Here is a 22,327-nt window from a genome sequence, read left to right as displayed (position 1 = left end):
AAAATGCCAATTATCATGCCAGAACTGAAAGATATAGCCACGCAGATCCGGCGGGACATTGTACGGATGGTGCATGCCGTACAAAGCGGACACCCCGGTGGATCCCTGGGCTGTACGGATTATTTTACTGCCTTGTTCTTCAAGGTGATGGAACATCATCCCGTACCGTTTGATATGGACGGTAAAGATCAGGACCTGTTCTTCCTTTCCAATGGTCACATTTCTCCTGTGTATTACAGTGCACTGGCGCATTCCGGCTATTTCCCCAAAGCGGAACTGGCTACTTTCCGGAAACTCAATTCCCGCCTCCAGGGGCATCCCACGACACATGAACATCTTCCCGGTGTTCGTATTGCCAGTGGTTCTCTCGGCCAGGGTATGAGTGTTGCGCTGGGAGCAGCCCTCTCCAAGAAACTCAATAAAGACAGCAAACTGGTGTATTCCCTTCACGGAGATGGTGAACTGGAAGAAGGCCAGAACTGGGAAGCCATTATGTTTGCAGCGCATCATAAAGTGGACAACCTGATTGCTACTGTGGATTATAATGGACAGCAGATCGACGGGCCTACTGATAAAGTAATGAGCCTGGGCGACCTCGGTGCTAAATTCACCTCTTTTGGCTGGATAGTGCTGAAACTGGAGAAAGGAAATGATGTGGATGCAGTGGTAGCTATGTTGGAAAAGGCGAAAAGCCTCAGCGGCAAAGGCCAACCCATTATAATACTCATGACAACCGGCATGGGTAAAGGTGTTGATTTCATGGAAGGTTCCCATGAATGGCACGGCATTGCTCCTAATGATGAACAGCTGGCGAAGGCACTGGCACAATTGCCTGAAACACTGGGTGATTATTAAACGCTAAGTAAGTATAAAAAAAAGGCGCCGTGTCTATTGATGCGGCGCCTTTTATATTTAAGTGGCTTTCAGTGCAATTTCTTGCCTCGCGGCCCTCTTAGCTGGATACCAGCTGGCCAGGACCCCTATAACGAGAATGGTTACACTCACCAGGATAAAGTCATCTATATGCATTTCCACCGGGAAGGCATCTATCAGGAAAGAACCTCCTCCTAATTTTACCAGGCCAAAATGTTGCTGTAATAAACAAATGGTGATGGCCAGGCTAAAACCAAGAACGCTGCCGGCACCTGCTATGATCAGCCCCTCCATCAGAAAGATGCGCTGGATAAGGCCATTGCGGCTGCCCATGGCTTTCAGGATAGTGATGTCCTTTTGCTTTTCTATCACGAGCATGGATAATGACCCGATCATGTTGAAAGCGGCAATCACCAGGATGAAGCTCAGGAATACATACACCACCCACTTTTCTGTTTGCATCACATTATAGATCGTGGCATTCTGCTCTACGCGGGTAAGCACTTTCACATTATCTCCCAGCAATTCCTGTACTTTCCGTTTTACTTTTTTTTCTGAATAATCTGGTTTCAGTGATAATTCCAGCGAAGACATTTCCCCCGGGGCCATGTCCAATATATTCCGCAGGAAGCTGATATCTGTGAGGATGTATTTACTGTCAAACTCCTGCTGAATGGCAAAAGTGCCTACAGGATAGATCACGCCTGTATTCAGCGCTTGTTCCGGCAGGGCGGCATTCAGGTTGCTGTTGGCATCTCTTTTAGGGATGTAAACGTTCACAGGCACCAGGCTATGTTCCACATCTACACCCAGCGCAGTTTCTATTCCCATCCCAAATACGGCCTGGTAGCCATTTTCATGACTCAGATCAAAGCGGCCTCTTACGATCTTATCCTGCACACCAGCTACTGTTTTGAATTGCGCATCTACTCCTTTTAATACGGCAATGGTTTGCTCATTACCAAAACGCAGTACGGCCTTTTCTTCAATGGTCTGGGAAAAGTAGGCTACGCCCGGGATAGCGGCGACCTCTTTGAGCTGGCTGGCTGTTAAAAGAATGGTTTTGCCGGTGGCCGGCACTACTTTGAGGGTGGGGTAAAAGGAAGAATACAGTGATTTAACAAGGCCGGTGAAACCGTTGAAAACACTTAATACAGTGATCAAAGCGGCAGTGCCTACGGCAATTGCACCCACGCTCACCCACGCAATGATATTGATGGCACTGGTAGATTTACGGGCCCGGAAATAACGAAGTGCAAATTGCCAGATCATGTTGTAATAATTCCGAAAAGGTTACTTCTTATCTTTATCCTCGTTGATCTTCTTAAAGAGTTCTTCCATCTTGAACACGTGATCCAGCGTATCATCCAGGAAGAAATTAACGTAAGGTACACGACGTAATTGTTTGGCTACACGGTTGCCCAGTGCTCCCCTGATCTCTCCCATCCGCTCATTCATCTTTTCCAGCATTTCCTCCGGAGATCTGATCTGGAACATGCTTAAATATACCCTTGCCTCCAGCAGATCGGGTGTCATTTTCACGGAAGAGATGGAGATCATACCTCCCTCTGTAACGTTGAACCCCATACGCAGGAATATATCACTCAATTCCTGCTGCACCAGTTGCCCTACCTGCTTTTGCCTTTTTGTTTCTTGCATTTTACTCAATTTAAGCTGAACACCCCTCTATGGGAATCCGCCCAAAATTAACCAATTTATATGGTTATCCGCATAACTCCCGCCCATACGTGGATTCCCGCTTTTAATGTACTTTTGCGGATCATCAATTAACAGGAATGAAGACTTTTAAGCGTTTGCTGGCATTTGTAAAGCCCTTGCACCATTATTTACCGGAATATGTGATCTATTCTCTTATCGGGATCATATTTGGGCTGATAAATTTTGCTATGCTGGCTCCTTTGCTGAACGTGCTGTTTATAGAAACGCCTCCGGAGCCACCTGGTATGCCGGAATTCTCTTTAACGATCGGTTATTTTACCGATCTGTTCCAATACCACTTCCTGCAGATCAGTGATGCATATGGTAAGATGTATGCTTTGGGATTTGTTTGTATCATAATTGCCAGCGCTACCGTGATTGCCAATGGTGCCCGTTATCTCAGCATGCGGGTGATGATCCGGTTGCGGATGAATGTACTGGAAAGGATACGGAACAATCTATATGAACGTGTGACCTCTCAATCACTTTCTTTTTTTAATAAGCGCCGCAAAGGAGATCTGTTGTCTGTTATGACGAATGATGTTTCTGAAGTAGAATACATCATCGCCAATTCCATCCAGGTACTATTGCGTGATCCATTTGTGATTATTTTCACTTTTTTTCTGCTATTCTATATATCCGTACAACTCACTTTATTCACGCTTGTGTTCTTCCCTTTGTCCGGTTTGCTGATCTCTTATATTTCAAAGCAACTGCGCAAGAAAGGTTATTACAGCCAGGAGATGTTGGGTAAAATGCTCAACGTATCTGAAGAAACACTGGGTGGTGTGCGTATTGTTCAAAGCTTTACGGCAGAGACATATATGCAGCGAAAATTTGGTGTTATCACCAGTGCATTTACCCGTTTGAGTAAAGCTATTTACAATCAACGTGAACTGGCTTCTCCTATTTCAGAAGCATTGGGTGTGACCCTGGTAGTGGTGCTGGTAATGGTCGGCGGCTATATGGTATTGGGGAAGCAAATTGAACCGGGCACATTCATTATGTACCTTGGGTTGTACTTCACCATTCTGCAACCGGCAAAGAATATCTCCAACGCCTTTACTTCCATGCAAAGAGGATTGGTGGCAGGCGAGCGCATCTTTGATGTGCTGGATGAACCGGTTGAAATTGAAGATAAACCAGATGCGGTACCTGTATCCACTTTTCAGGATAATATTTCGTACCAGCATTTATCTTTCAAATATGAAGACCAATACGTATTAAGAGATATCAATCTTACGATTGAAAAGGGGAAGATGATAGCGCTGGTAGGAAAAAGTGGTGCGGGAAAATCTACGATGGCGGATCTGCTGCCGCGTTTTTATGATGCCAGCGAAGGAAAGATCACCATAGATGGAAAAGATATCCGTGATCTCAAATTACATGACCTCCGGCAGTTGATGGGCATCGTTTCCCAGGAAGCCATCCTGTTTAATGACAGTGTGCTCAACAACATCGCATTCGGACAGGCAGATGCAGATCCTGCTAAAGTAATAGAAGCAGCGAGAATTGCCAACGCACACGAATTCATTACACAACTGGATAATGGTTATGATACACTCATCGGTGACAGGGGCAGCAAACTCAGTGGCGGACAGCGTCAACGTCTCACTATTGCGCGTGCTATCTTCAAAAATCCTCCGATCCTGATATTAGATGAGGCTACCTCTGCATTGGATACGGAATCAGAAAAACTGGTGCAGGAAGCGCTGGACAAACTGATGCAGAATCGCACCACTATCGTGATCGCACACCGGCTTTCCACTATTCAGCATGCGCATGAAATAATTGTTATGGATAAGGGAGAAATCATGGAAAGAGGGCAGCATGATCAACTGCTGGCCAACAACGGTATCTACAGAAAGCTGGTGGAGATGCAGGAATTTAAATAGACAGGAAAATATACTTGAAAAGGCATTCCGGCGTTGGCTGGGGTGCCTTTTTTTATGGTATCATTTTTGGAGTTAGGAGCGTGCCAGACAGTACCTTATTTCTTCATTAAAAATCATTGGGACCTATGATTTCCGTAATTATACCAGTACTCAACGAAGGGGCCACGATCAGACAGGTGATCAAAGTGATCAGGAAAACATCCCGTGCTATTGAGATCATTGTTGTGGATGATAATTCAACAGATCATACAGTTGAGGAAGCGCTGAAAGAAAAAGTACGTGTGATCACCAGCAGCCAGCGCGGTAAGGGCATTTCCATGCGGGAAGGCATGATGGCCGCCAAACATGATATTATTATGTATGTGGACGGCGATATCTTAACGTATCCTGAAAACCTGGTGGAGCTGCTCACCGATGCGATCGTTAATGGCGAAGCTGATTTTACTAAATCATATTTTGAAAGACAGGCGGGCAGGGTAACACAGCTGGTTGCCAAACCATTGCTGAGTATTCTCTTTCCGGACCTTGCACATTTTCAGCAACCGCTCAGCGGCATGATCGCTGCCCGGAAATCCTTGCTGAAACAGGTGCATTTTGAAAATGATTATGGTGTTGATATCGGCCTGCTGATAGATATGCATTTATTGCAGGCACGTATCCGCGAAGTGAATATCGGCAAGCTGGAGAATGCCATGCAAACATGGGAACAGCTGAGCAAAATGAGCCGGGAAGTTTCCCGTACTATTTTGCGGAAGGCGGAAAGCATTCCGGTACAGAACCTGGAAACACTGGGGAATATCAATATCATCCGTGAACAGATGGAATTCTCCATCCTGGAGTCTATCGACAAGTTGCAGAAGATGGTGATCTTTAACCTGGACGAAACGGTGTTCACACAAAACTACACGTACCTCGCCGCACTGGCATTTGATAAAGAAGATGCGCTGTACCAGATCCTTGAACATTATTCAGATCCTGTGATCAGGCTGGAACGCTCTGCTGCTCTCTTCCAGGGCCGCAACCTTGCAGAACTGCTGGAAGTGGCGGACAGTATTCCGGTAACGCCGGATATCCGGCATGTGATCCGTGAATTAAAGAAACGTGGTTATGTGTGTGGATTTATCACAGATGGTTTTGAATGTGTGGCGAACCACATGAAGAATAAACTGGGGGCCGATTTTGCGTTTGCTAACCGGCTGCATCTGATACACAGTGTGTCTACCGGAGAACTAACGATCCCTGAATATTTCATGGATGGCAGTAACCCTGCGGCTACTTATGACAAGAGCAATATCCTGAAATATATTTCGGACAAATACCACATCTCTCCGCAGAATGTGATCTATGTGGGGAATGGAGAAAGTGACCGCGTTATGTTGCAGGAAGCGGGCATTGGTGTGGCATACCATCCACAATTTGTGGAAGCAGAAACGATGGCAGACAAGGTCATTGAAGATGTGTGCATGGCGCCTTTGCTGGATATTGCCCAGGGTGGTGCTGGCAGGAAGAACGGCCGTTGGCCGAGTAAAAAGCTGGTGCGGAATATCGGGATAGGAAGTTTGGCCGCAGTGGCAACAGCAGGGCTCATTTATTTAGCAGCGAAACAAATTAAGAAGGCTTTTGAAACGGATTGTGATGATGTGGATGTGAAAACGTTAAAGCCTGCATAAAGATTATCATCCGATTGAATGCCCTAGGTGCTTCTCAGCGTTTGCTGGGAAGCACTTTTTTTATGTTTCAAATTCCGAGAAAGTATCACTTTCACTTAACAAAGTGTTGGCGTGTTTTCATGGCGGTTCTGCTTTAGTCCGCTACTTTCGTAAAAATGAAAAATCATGAAAGTAAAGCTTATGCGTGAACGATTGCATGAAGCAATTGACCTGGCCAATGAAGAGAGGATCATTGCCACCTTCAGATCTATTCCGTTGGAGATCAGCCGGAGTAAATATTTATCGTTGTTGCAGATACGGGAGCTGGTAAAGGATGCGGAGGAAGAATTCTCCGGTTCTTCTTCTGAGGAGGATATGGAGGAGGTACTCAAAAGTGCGCACCGGACGTTTTTTGCTGTGCTGCGGAAGAAGAGCGGGGCGAGTGAGACGCCTGCGACATAATCCATTGCAGATTGGTCATCTCACTCTGCCTGCCCGATGTTAACTACAACTGCTTCGCGGTGTTTAATTAATACGAATGATCAATTTTACTTTAACTAGTAGGGCCGGGGTCTCCCGGCCTTGTGGTGTTGGGGGGCAACACCATTAAGCAGCACATTATCAATTAATTAAGACATACTCACCAATCCATATTTACCTAAACAGGTTAATAATGTCCGGTAAATAATTGATGAAAAAAATAAATTAATTGATAGTTTATATAAACTATAGTATCTTTATTATGCAAGTTTTTTATGTTCCCCGAAGGCAATTTAAAAAGGCTGAAATTTCATTAATAAAGCAGCGTGATTTAACTGGTTCTTTGAGAAAGCGATTTGGATTTGACTGGACAAAAGAAGAAAATTACGACGTTTATAAAATTACACTTGCCGGTCATCGGACTATTTTAGGCCTTATGTCTTTGGAAGTCATTGAGCAGGAATCAAGGATCGAAATCAAGCTACTTGAGTCGGCCAAAGAAAATATAGGTAAGAAAAAAATGTTTGATAGGATTCCAGGATGCCTTATTGCCTTTGCATGTAAATTATCCGTTAAAAAGGGCTTTGAGGGATTCGTTTCGTTAAGACCCAAAACAGCCTTAGTTGCACATTATATCAAAAAATATCAATTATTCCGGATGGGAAATCATCTGGCAATTAATAAAAATAATGCTCTTGTTCTTATTCAAAAATATCTAGGAAACGATTATGAAATCAATTAAGAAAAGTAAACATACTCTTAAGGAACTTGCCGAAGCCCACATATTTCCTCATGGCCTTTCTCCAGAAGAAAAGGCGAAAGAGGATAAAGAATTATGGGCATTACGTAAAGAAATGTTGGAGAACAGGAGTGTAGAAGACCAAATAATGGGTGGTGTACTACAATTGAAGTTCCTACTGGAAGATTACATTATTTCAACGGTGTACGAGGAAGAACATCATTTTGGCTATTACCTTGCTTTTTATATTAGGGTAATTCAGAAAAAGCAGAAGGAATTTGCAGAAGAGATCAGCATTGACGAAACCCGTTTGAGCCGGATAATTAATAAAAAAGAATCTCCTAACGAGGAATTGTTTGTGAGACTGGAGCTACATTCAAAAAACATTATTCCTGCTTTGTATTGGTACAAATTATCAGAAAAGGTAAAAGCTCATAATATACGCACAAATGATACCCTCAGGGAAACTGAGCGGAAATTTGTTCTGAAAACGATATAGATCTCTACTTCTATACCAAATAAAAAATGGCCGCCCGGTTCAGGGACAGCCATTTAAGATTTTTATAGCTATTAACTATTTGCTTTTAGACAATTTGGCCTCAATGCTTAAGGTAGCATGTGGCACTGCTTTCAGGCGGGCTTTATCGATCAGCTTACCTGTAACACGGCAAATTCCGTATGTTTTGTTCTCAATCCTCACGATTGCTTTCTCCAGGTGATCCACGAACTGGATCTGACGGCTGGCCATTTGGTTCAGTTGCTCACGCTCCTGGGAACCGCCACCATCTTCCATGCTCATGTATTTATTTTCAGTATCGTCCGTACCTGCTTCATCCTTGCGGGTGATCAGGCCTTGCAGATAAACGAGTTCTTTCTTTGCAGCTTCCAGTTTTTTCATGATGATCTCTCTGAACTCTTGCAATTCGCCATCGCTGTAACGATATATCGGGCCAGTTGGAGCATCTGGCTGATCTAATACGGATTTAGTAAACTCAGGGGCATAAGTGACAGTTTTCATCACTGGTCTGCTACCTGAAGTTTTAGAAGCAGTTCTGGAAGTCGGTCTTTCCGTAAGCCGTTTAGCAGGTTCCACGACGGTGGATTTTTTAACTGTCTCCTTTTCTGGTTTGTCCTGTTTATTCTTTGCTGGCATTATATCAACTTTTACTACGGGTTTAGAAATAACCGGTTGGGCAGGTGCTGGTTTAGCTGCTGGCTTGGTAGTAGCTGCCGGAACTGGTTTGGCTTTAGGCGCCGGAGCAGGCGGAGCTGCTTTCTTAGGGGGCGCTTTAGGAGCGGGAGCCGGTTTTTTAGAGGCAGTTACAACCGGTTTCTTAGCCGGAGCAGCCTTTGCAGGCGCTGCTTTTGCCGTTACTTTATTCACTACGGCCTTCTTAGGAGCGGGTTTAGCCGCTGTCTTTGACGCCGCCTTTTTAGGTGCCGCCTTCGCCGTGACTGCTTTTTTAGCAGGCGCGGGTTTAGCAGCCGATTTTTTAGCAGCAGGAGCGGGAGCCTTTTTAGCTACAGCTTTTTTGGCCGGAACCGCCTTCTTAGTAGTCTTACTAGCAACTTTCTTCTTTGTTGCCATGGGGATTAGCTTTTTTTGTTAACTAATACGTTGAACTTAAGATCGTTAACCTCTACTTCAATGCCCTCCTGTAATTGCGGCACTACATCCAAACTATCTGCCAAAATTTCCGTGCAAATATAGTCATTAAAGTTTATTATCGCCGTTTTCAAACTCTCTACGTCTGCCACTTTTACCGAAATTCGGTCAGTCAACTCAAAACCGCTGTCTTTCCGTATCTTCTGGATCCGGTTAACTAGTTCACGGGCATTGCCCTCGTCCAGTAATTCAGGGGTAATTGTAATATCTAAGGCCACGGTTAGCGCACCTTTGTTTGCTACCGTCCATCCGGGAATATCTTCCGAGATGATCTCGACATCGGATAATAGTATTGGAATTCGTTCAGAATCAATAACTAAGCCAAATTCTCCATCTTTTTCCAACGTGGCAATGTCATGTTGAGCAAATGAGCTTATCGCGTTGGCTACTGCCTTCATTTTCGCGCCCATTCTACTGCCCAGGGTTTTAAAGTTTGGCTTGATCTTTTTCTTGATGAAACCTTCCGTTTCCGTAAGGTACTCAATACTTTTCACATTCACTTCGCTTTTCACCAAATGTTCTACTAAAGTCAATTGATCCCTCATATGTGGGTTCAGCACAGGTATCAGGATCTTCTGAAGTGGCTGGCGGACCTTAATATTCATTTTCTTACGCAAGGATAATACCAATGATGAAATATCCTGTGCCAATTGCATTCTTTCTTCCAGGTCTGTATCTATTGCTGCTTCATCTGCCACGGGAAAATCTGTCAGATGGATAGATTCAGCCTTTTGCCTGCCGCTCACTTCATTCAGGTTACGGTACAGCCAGTCTGTAAAGAAAGGAGATACCGGCGCCATCAGCTGTGCTACTTTTTCCAGGCATTCATATAAGGTCTGGTATGCGCAGATCTTATCATGCTCATACTCCCCTTTCCAGAACCGGCGGCGGCAAAGACGTACGTACCAGTTGCTAAGATGTTCATCCACAAACTCTTGTACAGCACGACCGGCTTGTGTTGGCTCATAATCTTCCAGGCTGGAAGTTACCTGCCTTACCAGGGTATTCAGGGAAGAAATGATCCAGCGGTCAATTTCCGGACGTTGCTCCAGTGGGATATATGCTTCTTTGAACCCGAAATTATCCAGGTTGGCATACATCGCAAAGAAGTTGTACGTATTATATAATGTACCGAACAGTTTCCGTTGTACTTCTTTAATACCTTCCAGGTCAAACTTCATGTTATCCCATGGAGAGGCATTGGTGATCAGGTACCAGCGGGTGGCATCTGCGCCAAATTTATCGAGGGTTTCAAAAGGATTGATCACGTTGCCCACGCGCTTACTCATTTTGTTACCGTTCTTATCTAATACCAGTCCGTTGGATACCACTGTTTTATAAGCCACGCTGTCAAACAGCATCACGCTGATGGCATGCAGTGTGTAAAACCAGCCACGGGTTTGATCCACACCTTCAGCAATAAAATCAGCAGGGAAAGCCTGGCCCTTTTCGATCATGTCCTTATTCTCGAAAGGATAATGCCATTGGGCTACGGGCATGGCTCCACTGTCAAACCAAACATCCACCAGATCTGGTTCACGACGCATGGGTTTGCCGGTGGAACTTACCAGGATGATATCATCCACATAAGGTTTGTGCAGATCGAGGATGCCTTCATGCAGGTAATGTTTGTTTACATCTCCTCCCAATACTTCATTAGCGAGACGGATACCTGCATTTAATTCAGCGATGCTGCCAATGCAGATCTCTTCGGTACCATCTTCTGTACGCCATATCGGCAGAGGGGTTCCCCAATACCTGCTACGGCTCAGGTTCCAATCCACCATATTTTCCAGCCAGTTACCAAAACGGCCTGTTCCGGTAGCAGCGGGTTTCCAGTTGATGGTCTTGTTCAGTTCCACCATCCTGTCTTTTACAGCAGTAGTTTTGATGAACCAGGCATCCAGCGGATAATATAATACGGGTTTATCTGTACGCCAGCAATGTGGGTAGGTATGTTCGTATTTTTCTACTTTGAAAGCGCGGTTCTCTTTTTTCAGTTTTACAGCGATGTCTATATCAACATCTTTATAATCTGGTTCGTTCTTATAATCTTTTACGTAACGGCCACCGAATTCTCCTACGGAATCCAGGAATTTCCCTTGCCTGTCTACCAGGGTGAGGATGCCGATACCATATTTTTTACCTACCCTGTTGTCATCTGCACCAAAAGCAGGTGCGGTGTGAACGATACCGGTACCATCTTCTGTGGTCACGAAATCTCCCAGCAGCACGCGGAAAGGATCACCTTCTTCCGGTTGTACGTAAGGCAACAGTTGTTCGTAGCGGATATTTTCCAGCTGGCTGCCTTTGAAAGAAGCCAGTACAAACCAGGGGATTATTTTGTCGTCCGGCTGGTAGGCGGCAAAATCGCCATGCTCTCCTTCCGGTTTGAAATACTTGCCCATCAGGTCTTTTGCCAGGATCACATTGATCGGCAAATGGGTATATGGGTTAAAGGTTTTCACCAACTGGTATTCAATATTGGCGCCTACGGTAAGGCCCAGGTTGGAAGGAAGCGTCCAGGGCGTGGTGGTCCAGGCCATGAAAAACACTTCTTCAGAACCGGCAGCATCGAATAAAAATTGGGAATTTTCTGACGCGATGGCTTTAAACATGGCCACCACGGTGGTATCCTTCACATCTTTATAGGTGCCTGGCTGGTTCAGTTCGTGGGAACTAAGACCAGTACCTGCAGCCGGAGAATAGGGCTGGATGCTTACACTTTTATAGAGGAATCCTTTTTTATACAATTCCTGCAAACACCACCAAAGGCTTTCTATATAATTATTGTCAAAGGTGACATATGGATTCTGGAGGTCTACCCAATAGCCCATTTTCCGGGTCAGGTTTTCCCATTCTCCTTTATATTTTAATACCTCTTTACGGCAGGTGTCGTTGTACTCTGCAATAGATATTTTTTTACCAATATCTTCTTTCGTGATACCCAATGCTTTTTCTACCCCTAATTCAACAGGAAGACCATGGGTATCCCATCCGCTTTTGCGTTTCACCTGGAAACCCTGCATTGTTTTGTACCGGCATACGAGATCTTTCAGGGCGCGGGAGATCACGTGGTGAATACCAGGTAATCCATTTGCGCTGGGCGGGCCTTCGTAAAAAACAAACGGCGCGGCCCCATCACGGTTGGTGACACTTTTTTCGAAGATCTGCTGCTGATCCCATGCTTGCAGTATATCCTGTTCTATTTGTGGTAAATTCAGCTGACTGTATTCACGATATTTACTGGACATATAAAAATCCCCCTTTCCGGGCTATTAATTTGGCTATAAAATTCTGCGAAGTTACGAAAATACAGGGAGGATTCAGAGAGCGCCTTCCATTTCCTACCATTCATAAAAAATAACGGTTTTATGAAAAAAGTGACCTGAAATTTGAGTAATTTACAATAAAGTATAGTTACTTTGCGTTTTTGGCATTGTTTTGGTTTAAGATTTAGAAGAGTATAACGCAGTAAAAACCATATCTTTTTATGAAAAAAGTAACCGTATTCATGTGCGCTGCTATCTTCACTTCTGGAATAGCTTTTGCGCAGCAGCAAAAAACTTCAGCTAAGAAAACCAAGGTAATAGCAAAGAAAATAGAGGCTCCGGCAAATGTTAAGGATGCTTTTCAGCAAAATGAACAATTTGCAGGAACAACAGATGCTGTGTGGTTAAAAACTTCTGCAGGCAACTGGATTGCTTCCGTAAACAAAGAAAATATAAAAACTGCAGTTGAGTATAATGCTGAAGGAACCTGGATTGCAACCCGCAGTGAATTTCCCGCAGGAAATGTGCCTGAACCAGTTTTGGGAACTTTGAAGAACAAATATCCTTCTGCAGTTGTTAAAGAAGGATGGAAGATTGAAAGAGCGGATGTGGCATCATACTATAAAATAAATATTGACGATAATGGAACTGCCAAAACCGTACTTTTGAATGATGCTGGCACTATTGTTGATTAAAGAAATTGCATATAAAGAAATTAATTAAGTATTTCATAGGTATAGGGATAAATAGGACAGACCCTGCTCTTTTGGGCGGGGTTTTTCATTTTTACTACACGCCGGTTGGGCTTACATCATAAAAAAAGCCGTCATCAGAAAGATAACGGCTTATGCAAATTACTAGGAAAAACTTACGGACTCACAGGGCAACTCTTAGGTCATTGTGGTGTTTGATATTACCCTGCTTTATAATGGCTTTACTATCGTCTGCAAGCTAGTCCTTAGGTCAAATCTGATAAGGAAGCTTATGAGGAACAGTGGATAGATATTCATTGTTCGTTGTACAAAGAAAGAACAATCTCTTCTAAAGCGTTTTTCAAATCGGGAAAACAAATGATCGTAACGGGAAAAATGAGGATGGGAGTTTGCCGCGCTGCAGAGGGCGATGTTTTTTCTATTTTGAAGTGGAAGTTTTTTATGCGGAAGAAGCCGTGAAGCTATTCGCTGTAGCGGATTTATAGCAGAATAATTATACGTCTTTAAAATTTCTTTAGAATTACTACTAGCGCAGCAGAAGTTCACATGGCTTGAGACCAGTATGTTTTTTGAACGCGGTAGAGAAATGTGAGATACAGGAATATCCCATCATGATAGCTACTTCTGAAACGGAGAGCCCTTTTTCATAGAGTAACCCTTTCGCCTTTTCCATTCTTTCTTTCTGGAAATAATCATAAATGGTAGTACCGAACATGGCTTTAAAACCTTTCTTCAGGTAACATTCATTCATGGCCACGCGGCGTGCGAGGTCCCGGATGGTGATAGGTGCATCCAACTGATCCAATAAGATACTACGGGCTTTTTCAATCTTCTCCCGGTCTTCCATATGTGTAAGGAAGCGGCAGCCATATCTTTCATCCGTATCATTCTGGATGAACTGATCGGAGCTGAATAATAGCAGCTCCAGGGCTTTACTTTGTAAGAAGATATTTTTAAGGATGCCTTCGTAGTTATGATGTACCATTTGCTCTAATACCATTTTGGATTTGGTACAAGGCTGAATGGTTTTTACAAAAGGCTTCTTGGATTGCAGTTCAAAGAGAGAGAAGGAAGTGTTCCCTTTTTGCAGGGATTGTATGAAAGCAGGTTGAAAACGAACGGTGATCATGTCCACTGAAGGCATTTTCTCCTTACAATCGTCTTCCTTTTTACCTTCTGCGCAAAGCTGGTCTGTACAGGAAGGGTTCTTGCAATATTTACTTCCGGCCACACAATACCGAAGCTCGATCATGGCGGATTGGCCACGTTTAGCAGGTTGGTATACTACCATCGCCACATCTTCTACAGGCAGCGGACGGTCGAATGTATACCGTTCGAGGTTGTATTCCAGGCAGTCCGGAACGGCCACAGTATCAGCTTCCGCCAATTTCAGGTGGTCGCTTAAGGCCGGTTGCGGGATGGCGAGTGATAATATTTCGTGTACTTCCTTCATCGTTTGCAGCACAAAACTAACGAATCGTTGTTATAATATTATTAGTTTGACAAACAGGTTACAAACAAGGGGAATTGGTACAAATTTAGTAACTACATCTTATAATGAAAAGAATCTGGAAGATCATCATAACGGTAGTGGCCATATTAGTACTGGCAGTAATTGGAACGGGGTGGTACCTGAGCGTGCACTGGAAGCGAATTCTGGACAAAGAGCTGCGGCAATATGTACAGGAAGGGTCTGACAGCCTTTATACACTTGCCTATGGCCGGTTGGACCTTAACCTGCTCAATGGCAACCTCACTATACATAATGCAGCCTTAATTCCGGACAGCGCTGTATACCAGCGGCTTGTGGCACAGCAAAAGGCGCCCGGGGCATTGATCAATGCTAAAATGAGCCGGTTACAGATCAGCCGCCTGAAGTTGTGGCGGTATTTCCTGGATAAAGATGTGGATGCCGGCGCATTTACTATCATTGATCCTGAACTGATTATCGTTTCAGATCAGCGAAGTGTGGATACAACTACCCACCAGCGCAGCTTTTACGAAGTAGTGAATAAGAACATCAATCATTTCAGTATCAGCAGATTGACCCTGAACAAGATCAAACTGATCTATACACAGATTGGGAAAGACAGCAGCAAGGTGATCACCAAACTGGAAGACCTGGATATAATTATTCGTGGCCTGCAGATAGATTCTGTCAGTCAGAATGACCCTGCGCGCTTTTTATACGCCAGGAGCTTTGACATAAACCTGGAAAAATGGGATCACCGCACACCGGACAGTCTATACTGGCTGCATGTGAAGAAGATCAGCTACCATGCTGCAGAGCGGGCTATGGATATAGGTGAAATAGAACTGAAACCAAGATACAACCGGGCGGATTTCGACAAGCAGATCAAAACGCAAAAAGACATGTTCCAGCTGGTTTTCAGGAATATCAACCTGAAAGGTATTCCCCGGTTATACCAACTAAAGCAGGGAGTTTATATACAAAGAGGCAGTATTAATGGAGGGGAATTAAATGTTTACCGGAACAGGAGTCTGCCCCTGCCGCCAGGGGATAAATATGGTCAGTTCCCCAACCAGCTATTGGCCAAACTGAAGCTGCCATTGCAAATAGATACCCTTACAGCCAGCGGCGTAGATGTGAGTTATACAGAAAAGAACCCTAAAAATGGCGAAACCGGCAAGATCCAGTTCCTCAGGGCTGGGGGTACCTTTCGGCATATCACTAATGTTGACTCCCTGGTAGCCAAGAATAAACATTGCACTGCGGACCTTCACGCCATCCTGATGAAAAGCGGGAAACTCAGAGCCAGCTTCGATTTTATCCTGGGAGATGCTTCCGGGGCTTTTGGTGTTTCAGGGCAATTGAATAATATGGACGGGAAGGAATTTAACCCGGTTACAAAACCCCTGGGCATGGTAGAGATCAGGTCTGCCCAGATAAAAGAACTGGAATTCAACTTCCGGGGGAATGAAAAAAGTGCCAGCGGCACCCTGAAATTCTTGTATTCCAATCTGAAGATCTCTATGCTGAAAGAGGAAAAAGACCCTAACGGCAATCAGAGAAAAGGGCTGGCGAGCCTGCTGGCCAACCTTATGGTCATTAAAAATGAAAACCCCTCTCCCGGCGAGGCTGTCCGGATCGTGAAACCGCGGTTCCAAAGAGACCCTAAAAAATCCTTCTTCAACCTGGTTTGGAAAACCATTTTTACGGGTGTAAAGGAGACGGTAGGGACAGACATGCTGGCTGCCATGGAGGCCAGAAATAAATAATATGTTTCCATACTGATTTTTCGCTATTCACATACTATCCACCTACTCCAGAAATGCCGTATTATTCATGGAAATCAGGCTGATTTTGCTTACATTTGCATGATTGTCTACTGATTTGTTTAAAAAAGATTTTCAGCTAATAATATGAGTGAAGAACTAGCGCAAGCAACTACCCCCAGCAATGGCTATGATGCGGGTAGTATTCAAGTATTGGAAGGGTTGGAAGCCGTACGTAAACGTCCCGCCATGTACATTGGCGATATTGGGGTAAAAGGTTTACACCACCTTGTATATGAAGTAGTCGATAACTCTATCGATGAAGCCCTGGCCGGATATTGCAAAAACATTGAAGTAACGATCCTGGAGGACAATTCCATCCGGGTTAGTGATGACGGGCGGGGTATCCCTACCGGCATTCACGCTAAAGAGAAACGTTCTGCCCTGGAGGTTGTAATGACAGTTCTCCATGCCGGTGGCAAGTTCGACAAAAATACTTACAAGGTATCCGGTGGTCTCCACGGGGTGGGTGTAAGTTGCGTGAACGCCCTGAGTGATCCTTTGCACGTTACTGTGCAAAGAGAAGGTAAGATCTTTGAACAGGAGTACAGAATGGGTGTTCCTCAATATACCGTTCGTGAGATCGGAGATAGTGACCTTACTGGTACAACGGTTCACTTCAAACCGGACGGCACCATCTTTACGGAACTCGTCTACAACCGTGAAACGTTGGCAGGCAGGCTGCGCGAATTGTCTTTCCTGAACAGGAAGATCCGCATTTCGCTGACCGATGAACGTGAAAAAGACGAAAACGGTAATTCTTTCAACGAAGTTTTCTATAGTGAAGGTGGTATTGTTGAATTCGTACAATTGATGGATAAGAATGGTCGTCGTAATGGCATCATTCCTGAGCCCATCTTTGTTGAAACACACGAACCGAATTCTAACGTAGTAGTGGAAGTGGCCTTATTATATAATGACTCTTTCCACGAGAACATCTTCTCGTACGTAAATAATATCAATACTATTGAAGGTGGTACCCACGTTGCGGGTTTCCGCAGGGCCATTACCCGGGTCTTCAAATCTTATGGTGACAAGAACAAAATGTTCGAGAAATCAAAAGTGGAAGTAACCGGTGATGACTTCCGTGAAGGCCTGAGCTGTATCCTGAGCGTAAAAGTTCCGGAGCCACAGTTTGAAGGCCAAACCAAAACCAAACTGGGTAACTCTGATGTAATGGGTATTGTGGACAGTGCAGTGGCCCAGGTTCTGGAACACTTCCTGGAAGAACATCCGCGTGAAGCCAAGATCATCATCAATAAGGTAGTATTAGCTGCCCAGGCCCGCGAGGCTGCGCGTAAAGCGCGCCAGATGGTGCAAAGGAAGAGTGTGATGACAGGTAGCGGCCTGCCCGGTAAACTGGCAGATTGCTCTGATAACGATCCTACCAAATGTGAACTCTACCTCGTCGAAGGGGATTCGGCAGGTGGTACGGCAAAACAAGGCCGTAACCGTAATAACCAGGCTATCCTCCCACTTCGTGGTAAGATCCTGAACGTGGAGAAAGCACTGGAACATAAGATCTACGAAAACGAGGAGATCAAGAATATATTCACTGCGCTGGGTGTTACCATCGGTACACCGGAAGATGAAAAAGCTTTGAACCTTAGCAAACTTCGCTATCACAAGCTGATCATCATGACGGATGCGGACGTGGATGGAAGTCACATTGCTACCCTGATCCTCACTTTCATTTTCAGATATATGAAAGCGATGGTGGAACAAGGATATGTGTATCTCGCTCAACCACCTTTATATCAAGTGAAGAAAGGTAAAGACTTTGTTTATGCCTGGACGGATGATCAACGTAAAGCTGCTGTTACCAAACTGGCAGGTGCCGGTAAGGAAGAAAGCGTTACGATCCAGCGTTATAAAGGTCTTGGAGAGATGAATGCCGAGCAGCTTTGGGATACTACGATGAATCCTGAAGTGCGCACACTGAAGCAAGTAACAATTGATAGCGCATTTGAAGCGGATCGGGTGTTTACAATGCTGATGGGTGATGAGGTGCCTCCACGCAGAGAGTTCATTGAATCTCATGCGAAGTATGCGAGGATTGATGCTTAATTGAATGTTTTGAGAATATTGTGTGTCCCGGTTGCGTTATGCGGCCGGGATTTTTTTTGTATGTTCAGATATTCACTTTTAAATTTTTGTATTTTAATCGAAGAAACTAAATGCATGTTCAACCTTGATCCCTGGCCGCAAATTGTATTTATAGCTGCTAAAGGAAAAATGACGGTAGTGCAATATGTTGCAGACTGTGCTTCAAAATATACTTCTGCAATTCCTACCGCGTTAGATGAAACGATCATTTATGAACTCGATCAATTATTGCATGAAAAACTAATCGCCTTTTCTGATACTGTTGATCTTGATCCGCTTCATGATAGACCGAGAAACTGATTGGATATAGTTAACCTTACCCGCACAAAAAACACGCTCCATCATCACCGTTAACATTTGCTTTTCAAATTATTATTTCTGTGTTGATTACCACAAACTATATTCGTGATAGTTTGTTAGCCCTCATTTCTTATAAGCCGTGTTAACCTTACAGGCTATCTCCTAATAAACTTAAAGCGGAATTGAGTGTGAGGAATGGGGTTAAAAACGAAACCCGGAAGTTTGACCAAAGTCAGGGACAACCGGGAATAAGGGTTTATAAAAATACGAAACTATTTCAAGAGAAGTATCCTTAAACAACACATTTTTCAAAATGAGGTCAGCACTAACTGATAAGCGTCTTTTTATTTCAATAAAATCTATAATAGAACAATCACGGGAGAATATTGTGCGCAATATTAATGCTGCCATGGTATTCACCTACTTTGAAATCGGACGTATAATTACAGAAAATGAGCAAAAGGGAAAAGAAAGAGCAGAATATGCAAAGGAGGTGCTAAAAAATCTAAGTGAATCTCTTATAAAGGAATTCGGCAAAGGTTATTCAGTTGATAATCTGGAGTTGATGCGCTTATTTTATCAGCAATACCGAAAATCCGAGACACTGTCTCGGATTTCTGAAAAAGGTGCAAATTCATTGATTTCCGAGACAGCGTCTCGGATTTCCGATTACTCTTCACAGCTTGGTTGGTCTCATTACGTGCAGTTACTCAAAATAAAAGATATTGAAGAGCGTAAATTCTATCAAATAGAAGCTATTCAAAATAATTGGACTGTTCGCGAATTGCGACGCCAATATCAATCATCCCTATATGAAAGACTGGCACTTAGTCGTGATAAAAATGGTGTGATGCAGTTAACAAAGAAGGGACAAATTATTGAGAAGGCCACTGATGCAATAAAGAACCCCTACGTATTAGAATTCTTAGAATTGCAGGAAGATCACCGCTATTCAGAAAACGATCTTGAAACAGCTATCATAGATAAACTTGAACATTTTATGCTTGAGTTAGGAAAAGGTTTTTTATTTGAGGGCAGACAAAGACGGTTTAGCTTTGAAGGGCAAGATTTCTATGTAGATCTTGTATTCTACAATCGTTTATTACGCTCATTTGTAATATTCGATCTGAAAATCGGAGCATTAACACATCAGGATATAGGCCAAATGCAGATGTATGTCAATTACTATGATCGAATGATTAAAACGCCTGATGAAAATCCTACTATCGGTATTATTCTTTGCAAAGAAGATAACAAAACAGTAGTGGAATTTACACTTCCACAGGATAACAAACAGATTTATTCAAGAGAATATAAACTCTATCTTCCAAGTAAAGCAGAACTAAAAAAGCAATTGGAATAACCTCACAAACATGGGGGGATACGATATGTTACCCATCCAACCCCCTCACCCAACACCTCCCCATCTTATCAAAAGCCCTTACCTCCCGCTCTCCCCCACTCAAAACATACTCCCATACCTGCAAGCGTTCATTAAATACAGCCGGTTTATCATCTACACGCACTTCTTTCACACCATTATTATTACGCATGCGCACAGTAACTACTTTTTCCTCCACGCGCACCTCTTTGATTTCTGCCCCATGAAATGCTTCCTGGAAAGCTACGTGGTACGCAGATACCCCAGGCTTTGTAGCCCTGGCCTGGTAGGCTGCCTTTCGAACAGGATCCGCAATCACGGCTTTTGCAAAGGCGTTGGCCCGCGCAAACCGCTCCTGGTTTGCCAGTTGGTTGGCGGTTTTGGGCGGGTAGGGCCTCGGCATGTTGCACATCACGGTTTTTCCGTTCCGTTGCCTGAAAACGATTTGTTTACCGAAGGTCCCGCGGGCTTCTCTTAGAAGCACATTGTTTGTGGTTGTTGCCATAATAATAGTATAACAGTATAAGGATGCTTATTGTTTGATCCTATTAGTACTTTATGTCAACCCTATCTAGACCCTATCTCAGCCCTTCTATTATACTCCTTTAGTACTTCTCATTCAGCACAAGAATCCTCGCATAACAAAAATTATCTATAATATATTTTTTTAATCTATATATGTGTATTATATTGCACTTGTCTTTGTAATGCTTTATATCCTATGAAATTGAAACAATCCATACTGGCGCTGGGCCTCCTGGCTACTGCTGCCCTGAGTGCATGTGAGAAAGATAAAAATACGGCGGCAGGAACCTGCTCCGTTAAAATAGACAACGTCTTTATTGATATCAATAAACAACTTACGGCTACCTATAATGATACCGGGAGTAGGAACTCTTTTCTGATCATTTCCGGGTTAGGGGCTGATAATCAAGCTATTACTATAAATGTGGTGTTTCCTGACAGACAACTGAAACCTGGGACCTATATTTTAGCTGCGGACACTTATAATTATCTCGCCTGGTACAAATCAGGATTTTCTGAAGCTTATTCTGCTGATGATATAAATGATGGTGGCATTGCTACCATTACACTGGAAACTATTTCCGCAACGAAGGCTAAAGGTACTTTCTCCGGCAAACTGGTTAATGACACCAATCTGGCGGAATCTAAGATCATTACGGAAGGAAAATTTGATGTGACTGTATTACCAATGCAATAAACTTATTACCATATCCTATAATACCCTATTTATCCCTGTTACCTATTACCTGATACACTAAATCTTATAACTCCGCCGGGCGCAGTTTATAAGAAATAGCAAAATAGAAGTGAATAGACAAGTTTAATTGACAGTAGAACAACGCAAAGCCACGCGTCTTCAGCCGCAGGCAAACAATGTTTTAGACAGACAAGAAAAGGGCTACCAGTGACGACTGGCAGCCCTTTTCTTTTATACGTATACCTATGCCTTATTTAATTCCGAACACAGCTCTGATCTCTGCGCGGATCTTGATAGTTTTTACATCAATGTTTGAATCTGGTACACCGGCACCTGCTGCATCTGCTTTTGCAAACATCCTCATGTTAGCGGCTTCAGGACGTACATCGCTGTACTGATCGTTGTTGAACTCCTGTACTTCTATCACACTGCCAATATTTTCGTCGATGGCAGCCAACAGATAGGTTGCTTTCGTTCTCGCTGCTTTCATAGCGTTGGCCTTAACCTGCTTGCGGTATTCTTCCATTTTGGTGGAATTGAAAGCCGCGATGTTCACGCTTTCGATACCTTCTTCATCTACTGCTGCAAGGATACCATTGATCTTGTCCAGACGATTTACTTTCAGCACATATTGTTTACGTGCCAGGAAGTCTTCTGCAGTTTTTTTCTTTTTCCACCACTGCTCGTAGTTGGTGCCAAATACGTTACCAATGGTGAAGTTCTCTTTGGTGATGCCGGCATCTTGTACGGCCTTTTGCAACTGCGCTTCTAAAGTAGTAATGCCTACTTTATTGGTTTTGTTCTTATAATATTCACGCAGGGTAATGTTAATAGTGATCTCATCGGGTGTGATCTCCATCTCGGCTGTTCCGGTTACTTCTATCTTTCTCACCGGGGGTTTGTTGTCCGTTGTTTGTGCAAAGGATGTTGCTGTCATAAAGAGGCCCATTAATAATACGGTTAATCTTTTCATTGCTTTCAGTTTTAAATTCAAGTACAGGATGCAGGGGTTTGG

Annotated in this window: 19 protein-coding genes; 12 read left to right on the top strand and 7 right to left on the bottom strand. The window is 43.7% G+C overall.

Features of this window, described 5'->3' with window-relative positions; translation table 11 throughout:
* Nucleotides 1–15 precede the first annotated feature (15 nt).
* Nucleotides 16–855, top strand: a complete 840-nt coding sequence (locus tag GFS24_RS28545; RefSeq protein ID WP_153665877.1) for a transketolase — start codon at nucleotides 16–18, stop codon at nucleotides 853–855.
* A gap of 57 nt (nucleotides 856–912) precedes the next feature.
* Here the strand turns inward: GFS24_RS28545 and GFS24_RS28540 are convergent, their stop codons facing one another.
* Together GFS24_RS28540 and rbfA are read right to left on the bottom strand one after the other, a co-directional pair.
* A complete protein-coding gene (locus tag GFS24_RS28540) occupies nucleotides 913–2,145 on the bottom strand; it encodes an ABC transporter permease (protein ID WP_153665875.1) in 1,233 nt (410 codons plus the stop codon).
* A gap of 21 nt (nucleotides 2,146–2,166) precedes the next feature.
* Entirely contained in the window at nucleotides 2,167–2,532 is a 366-nt protein-coding gene (rbfA, locus tag GFS24_RS28535) for a 30S ribosome-binding factor RbfA (RefSeq protein ID WP_153665873.1), read from the bottom strand.
* Nucleotides 2,533–2,669: 137 nt separating this feature from the next.
* Here rbfA and GFS24_RS28530 point away from each other — a divergent pair, with 137 nt between their 5' ends.
* The 5 genes from GFS24_RS28530 (at nucleotide 2,670) to GFS24_RS28510 (ending at nucleotide 7,854) form a co-directional block, all read left to right on the top strand.
* Complete coding sequence (locus GFS24_RS28530) at nucleotides 2,670–4,487, top strand: ABC transporter ATP-binding protein (protein WP_153665871.1); 1,818 nt, start codon at nucleotides 2,670–2,672, stop codon at nucleotides 4,485–4,487.
* Nucleotides 4,488–4,612: 125 nt separating this feature from the next.
* A complete protein-coding gene (locus GFS24_RS28525) occupies nucleotides 4,613–6,157 on the top strand; it encodes a glycosyltransferase (RefSeq protein WP_153665869.1) in 1,545 nt (514 codons plus the stop codon).
* A gap of 165 nt (nucleotides 6,158–6,322) precedes the next feature.
* Nucleotides 6,323–6,598: a hypothetical protein gene (locus tag GFS24_RS28520; protein ID WP_153665867.1), complete on the top strand. Its 276-nt coding sequence runs from the start codon at nucleotides 6,323–6,325 to the stop codon at nucleotides 6,596–6,598.
* A 280-nt stretch (nucleotides 6,599–6,878) separates the two neighbouring features.
* Nucleotides 6,879–7,358 (top strand): hypothetical protein, encoded by a 480-nt coding sequence (locus GFS24_RS28515; RefSeq protein WP_153665865.1) that lies wholly within the window; start codon nucleotides 6,879–6,881, stop codon nucleotides 7,356–7,358.
* The gene (locus GFS24_RS28510) at nucleotides 7,345–7,854 is read left to right on the top strand and encodes a hypothetical protein (protein ID WP_153665863.1); all 510 of its coding nucleotides are present in this window, start codon (nucleotides 7,345–7,347) and stop codon (nucleotides 7,852–7,854) included. The genes GFS24_RS28515 and GFS24_RS28510 overlap by 14 nt, the downstream gene beginning before the upstream one ends.
* A 75-nt stretch (nucleotides 7,855–7,929) precedes the next feature.
* Here the strand turns inward: GFS24_RS28510 and GFS24_RS28505 are convergent, their stop codons facing one another.
* On the bottom strand, nucleotides 7,930–8,943 hold the full coding sequence (locus tag GFS24_RS28505; RefSeq protein ID WP_153665861.1) for a TraR/DksA C4-type zinc finger protein: 1,014 nt from the start codon (nucleotides 8,941–8,943) through the stop codon (nucleotides 7,930–7,932).
* 5 nt (nucleotides 8,944–8,948) lie between these two features.
* Entirely contained in the window at nucleotides 8,949–12,275 is a 3,327-nt protein-coding gene (ileS, locus tag GFS24_RS28500) for an isoleucine--tRNA ligase (protein WP_153665859.1), read from the bottom strand.
* Between the two features lie 239 nt (nucleotides 12,276–12,514).
* Between ileS and GFS24_RS28495 the strand changes: the two genes are divergently transcribed.
* Entirely contained in the window at nucleotides 12,515–12,988 is a 474-nt protein-coding gene (locus GFS24_RS28495) for a PepSY-like domain-containing protein (RefSeq protein WP_153665856.1), read from the top strand.
* A 544-nt stretch (nucleotides 12,989–13,532) separates the two neighbouring features.
* Here GFS24_RS28495 and GFS24_RS28490 read toward each other — a convergent pair.
* Complete coding sequence (locus GFS24_RS28490) at nucleotides 13,533–14,459, bottom strand: AraC family transcriptional regulator (protein WP_153665854.1); 927 nt, start codon at nucleotides 14,457–14,459, stop codon at nucleotides 13,533–13,535.
* 104 nt (nucleotides 14,460–14,563) lie between these two features.
* On the opposite strand from GFS24_RS28490, the gene GFS24_RS28485 reads away from it, so the two are divergent.
* The 4 genes from GFS24_RS28485 to GFS24_RS28470 all read left to right on the top strand — a co-directional run bounded on the left by GFS24_RS28485 (nucleotide 14,564) and on the right by GFS24_RS28470 (nucleotide 20,072).
* Nucleotides 14,564–16,246: a hypothetical protein gene (locus GFS24_RS28485; RefSeq protein ID WP_153665852.1), complete on the top strand. Its 1,683-nt coding sequence runs from the start codon at nucleotides 14,564–14,566 to the stop codon at nucleotides 16,244–16,246.
* Nucleotides 16,247–16,390: 144 nt separating this feature from the next.
* The gene (gyrB, locus tag GFS24_RS28480) at nucleotides 16,391–18,370 is read left to right on the top strand and encodes a DNA topoisomerase (ATP-hydrolyzing) subunit B (protein WP_153665850.1); all 1,980 of its coding nucleotides are present in this window, start codon (nucleotides 16,391–16,393) and stop codon (nucleotides 18,368–18,370) included.
* Between the two features lie 114 nt (nucleotides 18,371–18,484).
* Nucleotides 18,485–18,709 carry a hypothetical protein gene (locus tag GFS24_RS28475; RefSeq protein ID WP_153665848.1) on the top strand — a complete coding sequence of 75 codons (225 nt, stop codon included), beginning with the start codon at nucleotides 18,485–18,487 and terminating at the stop codon, nucleotides 18,707–18,709.
* Between the two features lie 313 nt (nucleotides 18,710–19,022).
* The gene (locus GFS24_RS28470; protein ID WP_153665846.1) at nucleotides 19,023–20,072 is read left to right on the top strand and encodes a YhcG family protein; all 1,050 of its coding nucleotides are present in this window, start codon (nucleotides 19,023–19,025) and stop codon (nucleotides 20,070–20,072) included.
* A gap of 28 nt (nucleotides 20,073–20,100) precedes the next feature.
* On the opposite strand, the gene GFS24_RS28465 is transcribed toward GFS24_RS28470, so the two are convergent.
* Nucleotides 20,101–20,595: a hypothetical protein gene (locus tag GFS24_RS28465; protein WP_153665844.1), complete on the bottom strand. Its 495-nt coding sequence runs from the start codon at nucleotides 20,593–20,595 to the stop codon at nucleotides 20,101–20,103.
* A gap of 216 nt (nucleotides 20,596–20,811) precedes the next feature.
* Between GFS24_RS28465 and GFS24_RS28460 the strand changes: the two genes are divergently transcribed.
* Nucleotides 20,812–21,312: a hypothetical protein gene (locus tag GFS24_RS28460; RefSeq protein ID WP_153665842.1), complete on the top strand. Its 501-nt coding sequence runs from the start codon at nucleotides 20,812–20,814 to the stop codon at nucleotides 21,310–21,312.
* A gap of 250 nt (nucleotides 21,313–21,562) precedes the next feature.
* On the opposite strand, the gene GFS24_RS28455 is transcribed toward GFS24_RS28460, so the two are convergent.
* Nucleotides 21,563–22,285, bottom strand: a complete 723-nt coding sequence (locus GFS24_RS28455; protein ID WP_153665840.1) for an SIMPL domain-containing protein — start codon at nucleotides 22,283–22,285, stop codon at nucleotides 21,563–21,565.
* Nucleotides 22,286–22,327 lie beyond the last annotated feature (42 nt).

The organism is Chitinophaga sp. SYP-B3965, assembly GCF_009647655.1.
Classification (GTDB): Bacteria; Bacteroidota; Bacteroidia; order Chitinophagales; family Chitinophagaceae; genus Chitinophaga.
The sequence above is the reverse complement of the archived record's forward strand: the minus strand, read 5'-3'. Positions and strand labels throughout refer to the sequence as shown.

Excerpts from the sequence above, each read along its gene's own strand:
- GFS24_RS28455 (WP_153665840.1), bottom strand. The coding sequence starts at position 22,285 with ATGAAAAGATTAACCGTATTATTAATGGGCCTCTTTATGACAGCAACA.
- GFS24_RS28520 (WP_153665867.1), top strand. The coding sequence starts at position 6,323 with ATGAAAGTAAAGCTTATGCGTGAACGATTGCATGAAGCAATTGACCTG.
- GFS24_RS28490 (WP_153665854.1), bottom strand. The coding sequence starts at position 14,459 with ATGAAGGAAGTACACGAAATATTATCACTCGCCATCCCGCAACCGGCC.
- GFS24_RS28465 (WP_153665844.1), bottom strand. The coding sequence starts at position 20,595 with ATGGCAACAACCACAAACAATGTGCTTCTAAGAGAAGCCCGCGGGACC.
- rbfA (WP_153665873.1), bottom strand. The coding sequence starts at position 2,532 with ATGCAAGAAACAAAAAGGCAAAAGCAGGTAGGGCAACTGGTGCAGCAG.
- GFS24_RS28495 (WP_153665856.1), top strand. The coding sequence starts at position 12,515 with ATGAAAAAAGTAACCGTATTCATGTGCGCTGCTATCTTCACTTCTGGA.
- ileS (WP_153665859.1), bottom strand. The coding sequence starts at position 12,275 with ATGTCCAGTAAATATCGTGAATACAGTCAGCTGAATTTACCACAAATA.
- GFS24_RS28515 (WP_153665865.1), top strand. The coding sequence starts at position 6,879 with ATGCAAGTTTTTTATGTTCCCCGAAGGCAATTTAAAAAGGCTGAAATT.
- GFS24_RS28545 (WP_153665877.1), top strand. The coding sequence starts at position 16 with ATGCCAGAACTGAAAGATATAGCCACGCAGATCCGGCGGGACATTGTA.
- GFS24_RS28460 (WP_153665842.1), top strand. The coding sequence starts at position 20,812 with ATGAAATTGAAACAATCCATACTGGCGCTGGGCCTCCTGGCTACTGCT.
- GFS24_RS28530 (WP_153665871.1), top strand. The coding sequence starts at position 2,670 with ATGAAGACTTTTAAGCGTTTGCTGGCATTTGTAAAGCCCTTGCACCAT.
- GFS24_RS28470 (WP_153665846.1), top strand. The coding sequence starts at position 19,023 with ATGAGGTCAGCACTAACTGATAAGCGTCTTTTTATTTCAATAAAATCT.
- gyrB (WP_153665850.1), top strand. The coding sequence starts at position 16,391 with ATGAGTGAAGAACTAGCGCAAGCAACTACCCCCAGCAATGGCTATGAT.
- GFS24_RS28525 (WP_153665869.1), top strand. The coding sequence starts at position 4,613 with ATGATTTCCGTAATTATACCAGTACTCAACGAAGGGGCCACGATCAGA.
- GFS24_RS28475 (WP_153665848.1), top strand. The coding sequence starts at position 18,485 with ATGTTCAACCTTGATCCCTGGCCGCAAATTGTATTTATAGCTGCTAAA.
- GFS24_RS28540 (WP_153665875.1), bottom strand. The coding sequence starts at position 2,145 with ATGATCTGGCAATTTGCACTTCGTTATTTCCGGGCCCGTAAATCTACC.
- GFS24_RS28510 (WP_153665863.1), top strand. The coding sequence starts at position 7,345 with ATGAAATCAATTAAGAAAAGTAAACATACTCTTAAGGAACTTGCCGAA.
- GFS24_RS28505 (WP_153665861.1), bottom strand. The coding sequence starts at position 8,943 with ATGGCAACAAAGAAGAAAGTTGCTAGTAAGACTACTAAGAAGGCGGTT.
- GFS24_RS28485 (WP_153665852.1), top strand. The coding sequence starts at position 14,564 with ATGAAAAGAATCTGGAAGATCATCATAACGGTAGTGGCCATATTAGTA.